Source organism: Streptomyces zagrosensis, from assembly GCF_014203645.1.
Lineage (GTDB): Bacteria > Actinomycetota > Actinomycetes > Streptomycetales > Streptomycetaceae > Streptomyces > Streptomyces zagrosensis.
Genome location: NZ_JACHJL010000046.1, coordinates 1 through 11,801 on the forward strand (window position 1 = coordinate 1; position 11,801 = coordinate 11,801).

The following is an 11,801-nucleotide window of genomic DNA, read 5'->3' on the forward strand; positions in this document are numbered from 1 at the left end:
GGTGCGTTGATCGATAAGGGCATGGGTTGTTTCGTTGAGGTGTCTCCGCATCCGGTGCTGACGATGGCGGTTGAGGAGAGCATCGAGGCGCGGGATGCGAACGCCCGGGTGTCGGTGGTGGGTTCGATGCGGCGTGATGAGGGCGGCATGCCCCGCTTCCTGCTCTCCCTCGGCCAGGCACACACCGCGGGCGTACACATCGCCTGGGATGCGGTCTACGAGGGCACGGGCGCGCGGCGCGTGGCACTGCCGACGTACGCCTTCCAACGGGAGCACTACTGGCTGCTGCCCTCGGCCGGGGCCGGTGACGTCGCCGCCGCGGGCCAGGAGCGCATGGAGCATCCGGTCCTCGCGGCGGCCGTGCGGGTCGGTGACCGCGATGAGTGGGTGTTCACCGGGCGGCTGTCCACCGAGTCACAGCCGTGGATGCGTGACCACGTGGTGCTGGACACGGTGATCGTGCCCGGCACGGCATGGGTCGAACTCGTCCTCGCCGCCGGCCGCACAGTGGGCGTTCCGGTAGTGGACGAGCTGGTCATGGAGGCGCCGTTGCTGCTGGACGAGGGCGCCGCCGCCCAACTGGCCATCACTATCGGGCCCGTTGGCGACGACGGGCGCCGCGAGGTCGCGGTGTTCGCCCGTCCCGAGGCCAAAAGCGGCGAGCAACGCGACATGACCTGCCACGCGCGTGGCCTGCTGGCCACCGAGGACGTCGCGCCCGTGCCCACGTGGGCGCCCACCGAGTGGCCGCCGGCCGGCGGCCAGGAGATGACCGGTGATGTGCTGTACGCGGGCATGGCGGAGCTCGGGTTCGACTACGGGCCCGTCTTCCAAGGGGTGCGCACCGCGTGGCGCGTGGGCGACGAGGTGTTCGCCGACGTCGCCTTGCCCGGCGACTGCGGCGGGGAGAGTTTCGGCCTCCACCCGGCCCTGTTCGACGCGACGCTGCACAGCGCGTTCGCCGAGAAGGGCTCCGGCGACGGCACAACGCTCTTGCCGTTCTCCTGGTCCTCGGTGCGGATCGGCCGCACGGGCCTGTCGCGGGTCCGGGTGCGGATCGCGCCCGCCGGTGATGCCGCGCTGCGCGTGGACGCCGTCTCTGAGCACGGCGAGCCGGTGCTGAGCCTGGGCCGGCTCGACATGCGCCCCGTAGACCCCGCCCAGCTGTCGCAGCTTCGCCGCGCCGGCGGGCCGCCGGTCCACCGGCTCGACTGGGCGCCGGCGACGGCCCCCGCGGACGGATCGGCGGGTGGCGTACGAGTCGCGGTGCTCGGCGGACTGTCCGCCGAGGGCGAGGCGTACGCGGACCTGGCCGCGCTGGAACGTGCCGTCGCTGACGGCGGTCCCGTCCCGGACCTGGTGCTGACCCACGTCGCCACGCCAGCCGGTGCGAACCACCCCGCCGAAGCCGCCCGGCAGGCCACCGCCGAGGCGCTGGCGCTGGTGCAGCGCCGGCTGGCGAGCGAGTGGCTGGGCGAGTCCCGGCTCGTGGTGACCACCCGGCGCGCGATGTCGGTGCACGACGAGATGCCGGACCTCGCCCAGGCCGCCGTATCGGGCCTGCTGCGTAGCGCCCAATCCGAGCACCCCGACCGGTTCGTCCTCGTGGACCTCGATACGAACGACCTCGACGCGCACGCCTCCGCCGCAAGCGGCCCCACCGCAAGCGACCTCGACGCGGGGGCGCTCGACGCCTACCAGCCCGACTGGGGCGCCGTGGCAGCCGCCGACGAACCGCAGCTCGCGGTGCGCGGCGGACGGCTGCTCGCACCGAGGCTGACCCGCGCCGCCGCCGAACCGGCCGAGCGGCCGATGTTCTTCGGTCCGGAGGGCACCGTCGTCATCACCGGCGGTACGGGCGGTTTGGGTGCCGTGTTCGCCCGGCACCTCGCAGCCACCCACGGCGTGCGGCATGTGCTGCTGCTCAGCCGGCGCGGACCCGAGGCTGACGGCGCCACCGAACTGGTCGCCGAGCTGGCGGGCCTTGACTGCCACGCGCGGGCCGTCGCCTGCGACGTAGCCGACCGCGCCCAACTAGCCGCAGCCCTGGGCACCGTGGAGCAGCCCGTCACCGGCGTCGTCCACGCGGCCGGTGTGCTCGACGACGGTGTGATCGAGTCGCTGTCGGTCGAGCAGATCGACCGCGTCATGCGGCCCAAGACGGACGCCGCCTGGCACCTGCACGAACTGACCGCCGACGCGAACCTGACCGCGTTCGTGCTGTTCTCCTCGGTATCGGCGCTCATCGGCAGCCCAGGGCAAGCCAACTACGCAGCCGCCAACGCCACGCTGGGAGCCCTGTCCGGGCTGCGCCGGGCTGCGGGTCTGCCCGCGATGGCCATGGCCTGGGGCCTGTGGTCGGGCACGGCCGGCATGGCGGCACAACTGGACGCAGCCGAACTGGCCCGGCTGGCACGCATGGGCATCAGCGCCCTCACCGCCGAGACCGGCCCCGCCCTGTTCGACCAGGCGTTGGTGACGGACGCGGCCGTGGTCGCCCCGGTGCTGCTAGAGACGCCGGCGCTACGCGCCCAGGCCCGCGCGGGCCTGCTCCCGCCGCTGCTGCGCGGCCTGGTGCGTACGCCGGAGCGCACCGCTGACGCCGGCACCGCGGTGCTGGCGCAACGGCTGGCCGGGGCTCCCGAGGCCGACCGGGCACACATCGCGCTCGAACTGGTTCAGGCACAGGTCGCCGGCGTACTCGGGCACGCCACGGCCACCTCCATCGACCCCGAACGCGCCTTCAAGGACATCGGGTTCGACTCCTTGAGCGCCGTCGAACTACGCAACCGGCTCACCCAAACCACCGGCGTGCGCCTGCCCGCCACGCTGGTCTTCGACCACCCCACCCCGGTCGCGGTCGCCACCCTGCTGCTGTCGGAGATCGGCGGCGGCGAACCGGCCGAGCCGCTCATCGACCAAGAGGTGCGGAAGCTGGAGGACATGCTCACCGCAAGCTCCGCGGAGGAGCGGCAACGGGTGGCCAAGCGCCTGCGCGCCCTGCTGTCCAGCATCGGCACCGGCACGGGTGACACCACACAGGGCGACAAGAAGCAAAACGCCAGGGAGCGGATCGAGGCGGCCACCACCGCCGAGGAGATCTTCCAGATGATCGATGTCGATCTGGGCGACGAGTAACGGGGGATCACGGAAATGACGGACACCATCGATCAGCAGGACAAGCTCGTCCGCTACCTGAAGAAGGTGGCGCTCGAACTGAACGAGACCCGGGCGCAGCTGGAAGAGAACGAGTACCGGGCGGCCGAACCGATCGCCATCGTCGGCATGAGCTGCCGCTACCCCGGCGGAGTGACCTCCCCAGAAGCACTGTGGGACCTCGTAGCCCGTGGTGGCGACGCCATCTCCGGGCTGCCCACCGACCGCGGCTGGGACCTGGAGCAGCTCTACGACCCCGACCCCGACCAACCCGGCACGGTCTACGCCAGGGGCGGCGGCTTCGTCCAGGACATCGGCGAGTTCGACGCGGACTTCTTCGGCATCGGCCCGCGCGAGGCGCTGGCCATGGACCCACAGCAGCGGCTGCTGCTCGAAGCGTCCTGGGAGGCCTTCGAGCATGCCCGCATCGACGTGCACTCGCTGCGCGGCAGCGACACCGGCGTCTACTGCGGACTCAGCGTCACGGACTACGGCGTGGGACCGGACAAGAACCTTCCCCAGGTGGAGGGCTTCCAGCTGACGGGCGGCTCGGGCAGCGTCTCCTCCGGCCGCATCTCCTACCTGTTCGGCCTGGAAGGTCCCGCGGTGTCCGTCGATACCGCATGTTCCTCCTCCGCTGTCGCCCTGCACCTGGCCTCGCAGGCGCTGCGCGCCGGTGAGTGCTCCATGGCCCTCGCCGGTGGCGTGACCCTCATGCCGAGCCCGTTCATGCTGCGGGAGTTCAGCCGGCAGCGCGGCCTGTCGCAGGACGGCCGCTGCCGCGCGTACGCCGCGTCGGCGGACGGCACCGGCTTCGCCGATGGTCTCGGCCTGCTGGTCCTGGAACGGCTCTCCGACGCCAAGCGCAACGGCCGCCGCATCCTTGGCCTGGTCCGTGGCACGGCCATCAACCAGGACGGTGCGAGCAACGGCCTGACCGCGCCCAACGGACCCTCTCAGGAGCGGGTGATCCGGCAGGCGCTGGAGAGCGCGCGGCTGACCCCGGCCGAGGTGGACGCGGTCGAGGGGCATGGCACGGGCACGGTGCTCGGTGATCCGATCGAGGCGCAGGCGCTGCTTGCGACGTATGGGCGGGACCGCGAGGGGGACCCGCTGTGGTTGGGGTCGATCAAGTCGAACATCGGTCATACGTCGGCGGCTGCTGCCGTGGCGGGTGTCATCAAGATGGTGATGGCGATGCGGCACGGAGTGCTGCCACCCACGCTTCATGTGGACGAGCCGTCTGGGCACGTGGACTGGGACGCGGGCCGGGTGGAGCTGTTGACGGAGGCCCGTGAGTGGTCGGCGGGTGAGCGTCCGCGGCGCGCTGGTGTGTCGTCGTTCGGGGTGAGTGGCACCAACGCGCACATCATCGTTGAGGAGGCTCCGACCGAGGAGCTGGCCGAGGAGTCGGCTGAGCCTTCGGCTGAGGGGTCGGCACCCGTAGTGGCGTCCCGCGCGGCCGGTACTGTGCCGGTCGTTCTGTCCGCGCGCAACGATGCTGTATTGCGGGCACAGGCGGGGCGGCTGCGGGAGCGCGTCGCCGCTGATCAGGGGGTGAGCGTCGCTGACGTTGGCTACTCGTTGGTGGCGTCGCGGGCGTTGTTGGAGCGGCGGGTGGTGGTCGTCGCTTCGGGTCGTGACGAGTTGTTGGCGCGGTTGGGTGAGTTGGTTGTTGGGGAGTCGGCTGTGGGGGAGTTGGCGGTTGGGGGCAAGTCTGCGTTTTTGTTTACGGGGCAGGGTGCGCAGCGGGTTGGTATGGGGTTGGAGTTGGCGCGCGCTTATCCCGTTTTTGGGCGGGTGTTGGGTGAGGTGTGTGTTGAGGTTGATCCTCGGTTGGGTCGGTCGTTGCGGGAGCTACTTGCCGATAGCAGTGGTGTGTTGGACTCGACGGAGTTCACGCAGGTGGCGTTGTTTGCGGTTGAGGTGGCGTTGTTCCGTTTGGTGGAGTCGTTGGGGATGGGCGCGGATTACTTGATTGGTCATTCGGTGGGTGAGTTGGCTGCCGCGCATGTGGCGGGTGTGTTGTCACTGGCTGATGCTGCTGAGCTCGTGGTGGCGCGTGGTCGGTTGATGGGTGGGTTGCCTGGTGGTGGCGCGATGGTGGCGGTGCAGGCGGCTGAGGTTGAGGTAGCGGAGTCGCTGGCTGGCTTCGAAGGCCGGTTGGAGGTCGCTGCGGTAAATGGTCCGTTGGCTGTGGTGGTGTCTGGTGATGCGGATGCTGTGGAGGAATGGTTGCCGAGGTGGGAGGGGCGTAAGACGTCGCGGTTGCGGGTGTCGCACGCCTTCCATTCACCGCGGATGGAGCCGATGTTGGCGGAGTTCCGGGCGGTCGCTGAGCGGCTCACGTATTCCGAGCCGCGTATTCCGGTGGTCTCGAATGTCACCGGCGAAATCGTCTCCGCCTTCGACGCTGATTACTGGGTGCGTCACGTCCGGCAGGCGGTGCGTTTCGCGGACGGTATCCGGGTTCTGTGGGATCTGGGGGTGCGTCGGTTCTTGGAGTTGGGGCCGGATGCGGTGTTGTCGGCCATGGCTCGGCAGTGTGTGGAGGAGGACGCCGAGGCGGTGTTCGTTCCTGCCCTGCGGGCCAAGCACGCCGAAGAGTCCGTGTTCGCCGGCTTCCTCGGCCGTGCCCACACCGCGGGTGTCGGCGTTGACTGGGAGGCCTTCTACGCCGGTACCGGCGCCCAGCGCGTAGACCTCCCGACGTACGCCTTCCAACGTGAACACTTTTGGCTCACTCCCTCCCCGCAGGGCGGTGATGTTGCGGCGGCAGGTCTGGAGCGGGTCGAGCATCCGATGCTGGCTGCGGCCGTGCAGGTCGGGGACCGGGACGAGTGGGTGTTCACCGGGCTGCTGTCGGCGCAGTCGCAGCCGTGGGTGAGTGATCACGTCGTGCTGGGCTCGGTGATCGTGCCCGGTACCGCATGGGTGGAGCTGGTGTTGGCAGCCGGGCGCCGGGTGGGTGCGCCGGTGGTGGACGAGCTGGTGATGCAGGCGCCGCTGCTGCTGGACGAGGGGAAAGCCGTCCAGCTGCGCGTCACCGTGGACGCCGCCGGTGAGGACGGGCGTCGTGCGGTCGCGGTCTTCGCCCGTGCCGAGGCCGGCGACGATGAGCAGGGCGAGATGACGTGCCACGCCCGAGGAACACTGGCCATCGAGGACACCGCCGCGGTGTCGTGGGTGCCGGCGCAGTGGCCGCCGGCTGACGGCGTCGAGATGCCCGCGGACGCGCTGTATGCCGGGATGGCGGACCTGGGCTTCGACTACGGGCCCGCCTTCCAGGGCGTACGGACGGCCTGGCGGGTCGGTGACGAGGTGTTCGCCGAGGTCGCCCTGCCCGGTGATAGCGGTGGGGAGAGCTTCGGGGCGCACCCGGCGCTGTTTGACGCGGCCCTGCACTCGGGTCTGTTGCAGGACGGGCCGAGCGACACGGCGTTCCTGCCGTTCTCTTGGTCCGGGGTGCGCCTGGCGCGTGGCGGCCTTTCGCGGGTGCGGGTTCGTATGCGGCGGGTCGGCGAGGCCGCGTTCGGCCTCGATGTCGCGAGTGAACAGGGCGAGCCGGTGCTGAGCCTGGCCCGGCTGGACATGCGGCCGGTGGACCCGGCCCAGCTGGAGCGGTTGCGGCGCAGCGGCCGGCAGGCGGTCCACCGGCTGGACTGGGCGCCGGTCGCGGTCGGCGCGGGCCGACCGGTGCGCACGGCGGTGCTGGGTGGTGCGCCCGGTGCGGGGGAGCGGTTCCCGGACCTGGCCGCGCTGGAGAAGGCCGTCGCCGATGGCGGTCAGACGCCGGAGCTGGTCGTCGCCGCTGTCGCCGCCCCCCTTGGGAACACGGCCGGGGACGCGGCCGGGGACGCGGCTCGGGACACGGCCAGGGCCGTTCGCGAGGCCGCTGCCGAGGCGCTGGAGCTCGTCCGGTCCTGGCTTGCCAACGGGGCCTTGGGTGGCGCCCGGCTGGTCGTCGTGACCCGGCGTGCCGCCGCCATCGGTGCTGAGGCGCCGGACCTGGCCCAGGCTGCCGTGTGGGGCCTGCTGTGCAGCGCTCAGTCCGAGCATCCGGACCGGTTTTTGCTGGTGGACGTGGAAGGTGGCGAACCCGACTGGGGCGCGCTGCTTGACGCTGATGAGCCGCGGCTTGCTGTGCGCGGGGACGAGGTGTTCGCGCCGCGGCTTGGCGTGGCCACCGCGCCCGCCGACGACGCCTGGCACCTGTCCGCCGCACGCAAGGGCTCTTTGGATGGCGTGGAGATCACGCCATCCGGTGCGCGTCGCCCGCTCGGCGCCGACGAGGTGCGCATCGGGGTGCGTGCCGCTGGCCTGAACTTCCGTGACGTACTGATCGCCCTTGGCCTGTACCCGGACGATGTGCCGTTGGGCGCTGAGGCGGCCGGTGTGGTGCTTGAGACCGGGTCCGACGTCAGCGAACTAGCCGTAGGTGAGCGGGTGTTCGGCATCGTGCCCGGCTCCTTCGGGCCTGTGGCCGTTACGCATCGCAGTCTCGTCGCACGCATGCCGGACTCCTGGTCCTTTACGCAGGCCGCGGCCGTTCCTGTGGCCTACGCGACCGCGTACTACGGACTGGTGGACGTGGCCGGGTTGCGCGCGGGGGAGAAGGTGTTGGTGCACGCCGCCGCCGGGGGCGTCGGCACGGCCGCCCTTCAGCTCGCGCGGCATCTGGGCGCCGACGTGTACGTCACGGTCAGTCCCGCCAAACGGGACGTCGTACGCGCGGCGGGCGTGCGGGAGGACCACATCGCCTCCTCGCGGGAGACGACGTTCCGGGACGCCTTGCTGGACGTGACCGGCGGCGCGGGCATGGACGTCGTACTGAACTCCCTCGCCGGTGAGTTCGTTGACGCCTCCTTGGATCTGCTGCCGCGCGGCGGGCGGTTCGTGGAGCTGGGCAAGGCCGATATCCGGGACGCCGATGAGGTCGCGGCGCGGCGGCCGGGGGTGGCGTACCGGGCGTTCGACCTGTATGAGGCGGGGCCGCGGCGGCTTGGCGAGCTGCTCGCCGAGGTTGTGGGCCTGTTTGAGCGGGGTGTGTTCCAGTTCGCGCCGATCCAGACCTGGGATGTGCGGCAGGGCCGCGAGGCGATGCGTCCCCTGCGCGAGGGGCACACCGTGGGCAAGGTCGTGCTGACCGTCCCGGCGCCGCTGGGCCCCGAGGGCACGGTGGTCATCACCGGCGGCACGGGCGGTCTGGGCGCGCTGTTCGCCCGGCATCTCGCTACCGGGCACGACGTGCGCGATCTGCTGCTGTTGAGCCGGCGCGGCCCGCAGGCCGAGGGCGCGGGCGAACTGATCGCCGAGCTGGCGGCGGCGGGCTGCGAGGCCCGGGTCGTCGCCTGCGACGTGGCCGACCGCGACCAACTAGCCGCTGCCCTTGGCACGGTGAAGCGGCCCATCACCGGCGTCGTCCACGCGGCCGGTGTTCTCGATGACGGTGTGATCGAGTCGATGACACCCGAGCAGCTTGAGCGCGTGCTGCGGCCCAAGGTGGACGCGGCCTGGCATCTGCACGAGCTGACCGCAGGCGCGGACCTGTCGGCGTTCGTACTGTTCTCGTCCGTCGCATCGCTGATAGGCAGCCCAGGGCAGGGCAACTACGCGGCTGCCAACGCGGCGCTGGATGCACTGGCCGCGTCGCGCCGGGCCGCCGCACTGCCCGCCGTATCCCTCGCCTGGGGTCTGTGGTCGGAGACCGCGGGCATGGCCGCCCAGTTGGACGAGGCCGGCCTTGCGCGGCTAGGTCGTATGGGCATGAGCGCGCTCACCGCCGAGACCGGGCTCGCGATGTTTGACCAGGCGTTGGTGACGGACGCGGCCGTGGTCGCCCCGGTGCTGCTGGAGGCGGCGGCGCTACGCGCCCAGGCCCGTGCGGGCCTGCTCCCGCCGCTGCTGCGCGGCCTGGTGCGTACGCCAGCCCGCGCCGCCGACTCGGGTGCAGCGACGCTCGCCCGGCGGCTGGCCGGGGCGTCCGAGGCCGAACGGGAGCGGATCGTGCTCGAACTGGTCCAAAAGCAGGCAGCCGACGTCCTCGGGCACGCCTCCGCGGCGTCCGTCGATCCCGAACGTGCCTTCAAGGACATGGGGTTCGACTCGCTCAGCGCCGTCGAGCTGCGTAACCGGCTCAGCCAGGCCACCGGCGTGCGGCTGGCCGCCACCGTCGTGTTCGACCACCCCAGCCCGGCGGCCGTCGCCCGCCATCTGCTGCCGGAACTCGTGCCCGACTCCGCCGCCCCTCCACGGTCCGAGCAGGACGAGATCCGCGCCCTGCTCACCTCGATCCCCGTCGATCGGCTCCGCAAGGCCGGACTGCTCGACATCCTGCGCGAACTGGCCCACAGCGATCCGCCCCAGGCGGCGGCCGACGAGAGCGACGCCGAGTCGTTCGACGACATGGACGCGGAAGCCCTGATCCGGATGGCCCAGGAGGACCTCGCGTGACCCCGGTCGCCCCCGCCCGCGCCGCACTGAGCCCGCAGACGAAGGAATAGACATGGCCACCGACCAAAAACAGCTCGTCGAGGCGCTCCGGAAGTCCCTCAAGGAGACCGACAGGCTCCGTCAGCTCAACAACCGGCTGCTCGCGCAGGCCGACGAACCTCTCGCGATCGTCGGCATGAGCTGCCGCTACCCCGGCGGCGTCACCTCACCCGACGAGCTGTGGGAGCTCGTGGCCTCCGGCCGCGACGCCATCTCCGGGCTGCCCACCGACCGGGGCTGGGACCTGGAGCGGCTCTACGATCCGAGCCTGCGCAGGCCCGGCGCCATCTCCACCAGCGGCGGCGGATTCGTGGACCACGTCGCCGAGTTCGACGCCGAGTTCTTCGGCATCAGCCCGCGCGAGGCGCTGGCCATGGACCCGCAGCAGCGGCTGCTGCTCGAAGCGTCCTGGGAGGCCTTCGAGGACGCCGGGATGGACCCGACCTCGCTGCGCGGCAGCGCCACCGGCGTCTTTTGCGGCGTCGGCACCAGCGACTACTGCACGGCGCCCGCAGGCAGCCTGCCGCAGATCGACGGCCTTCAACTGACCGGCGGCGCGGCCAGCGTCTCCTCCGGCCGCATCTCCTATCTGTTCGGCCTGGAGGGGCCCGCCGTGTCCATCGACACGGCCTGCTCCTCATCGGCCGTCGCCCTGCACCTGGCGGCGCAGGCGCTGCGCGCCGGCGAGTGCTCCATGGCGCTCGTCGGCGGCGTGACCGTCATGTCCGGCCCGTTCCTGCTATCCGAGTTCAGCCGTCAGCAGGCCGTGTCGCCTGATGGTCGCTGCCGTGCCTACGGAGCGGCGGCGGACGGCACTGGCTTCTCCGATGGCCTGGGTTTGGTCGTCCTGGAACGGCTGTCGGATGCCCGCCGCAATGGTCGGCGCATCCTTGGCCTCATTCGGGGCACGGCCGTCAACCAGGACGGTGCGAGCAACGGCCTGACCGCGCCCAGTGGTCCGGCACAAGAACGCGTCATCCGGCAGGCGTTGGCCAACGCCGGGCTGACCCCGGGCGAGGTGGACGCCGTAGAGGGCCATGGCACCGGCACCGTGTTGGGTGACCCCATCGAGGCGCAGGCGCTGCTCGCGACGTACGGGCAAGACCGGGCCGGGGACCCGCTGTGGCTCGGGTCGATCAAGTCCAACATCGGCCACACCTCACTGGCCGCGGGCGTCGCCGGCGTCATCAAGATGGTCATGGCGATGCGTAACGGCGTACTGCCCAAGACCCTGCACGCCGACGAGCCGTCCCCGCACATCGACTGGCAGACAGGCGAGGTCCGGCTGCTCACCGAGGCGCGGGAGTGGCGCACGGGGGACCGGCCCCGGCGCGCGGCCGTGTCGTCGTTCGGGGTGAGCGGCACCAACGCGCACATCATCGTCGAGGAGGCGCCCGCCGAGGAGCCCGCCGAGAGCACCGGGGCGCAGCCCCTGCCGGCAGTCCCGGTGCCCGTGTCCGGCCGCACCGCTGCGGCGATGCGCGCCCAGGCCGACCGGTTGCGCGGCCACGCGCTCGCGCACCCCGACCTGTCCCTCGCCGACCTCGGCTTCTCCGCGGCCACCACGCGCGCCCACCTGGAGCACCGGGGCGTCGTCGTCGCCGCCGACCGCGAAGAACTGCTCACCGGGCTGTCTGCGCTGTCCGTTGGCGAGCCGTCGCCCGTCTTCGTCGATGGCCGGGTGGGTGGTGTGGCGAAGCCGGTGTTTGTGTTTCCTGGGCAGGGTGCTCAGTGGGTGGGTATGGCGGTGGAGTTGCTTGATACGTCGCCGGTGATTGCTGGGGTGATTGCTGAGTGTGGGCAGGCGTTGGGTGAGTTTGTGGAGTGGGATTTGGAGGGCGTTTTGCGGGGTGTTGATGGTGCGCCTGGTTTGGGGCGTGTGGATGTGGTGCAGCCGGCTCTTTTTGCGGTGATGGTGGGTGTGGCTGCGTTGTGGCGTTCTTGTGGGGTGGAGCCGGCGGCGGTGGTGGGGCATTCGCAGGGTGAGATTGCTGCTGCGTATGTTGCTGGTGCGGTGTCGTTGCGGGATGCGGCTCGTATTGTTGCGGTGCGTAGTGTGTTGGTGCGGGATCGGCTTGCTGGTTTGGGTGGGATGGTGTCGTTGGCGTTGCCTGTGGAGCGGGCTGTGGAGTTGATTGCCGGTTATGGGGGTC

The 11,801-nt window shown here is 71.2% G+C and carries 3 protein-coding genes; all 3 read left to right on the forward strand.

The genetic code is table 11. From position 1 onward, the window contains the following. Positions 1-3,138: type I polyketide synthase (locus FHS42_RS35810; protein WP_221477191.1), on the forward strand; the 3,138-nt coding region annotated here is incomplete at its 5' end. 15 nt (positions 3,139-3,153) lie between these two features. Next, positions 3,154-9,609, forward strand: a complete 6,456-nt coding sequence (locus FHS42_RS35815; protein ID WP_184580510.1) for a type I polyketide synthase — start codon at positions 3,154-3,156, stop codon at positions 9,607-9,609. Positions 9,610-9,655: 46 nt separating this feature from the next. After that, the coding region (locus tag FHS42_RS35820; protein ID WP_446696892.1) for a type I polyketide synthase at positions 9,656-11,801 on the forward strand (2,146 nt) is incomplete at its 3' end.

Coding starts and splice junctions, on each gene's coding strand:
- FHS42_RS35815 (WP_184580510.1), top strand. CDS start 3,154: ATGACGGACACCATCGATCAGCAGGACAAGCTCGTCCGCTACCTGAAG.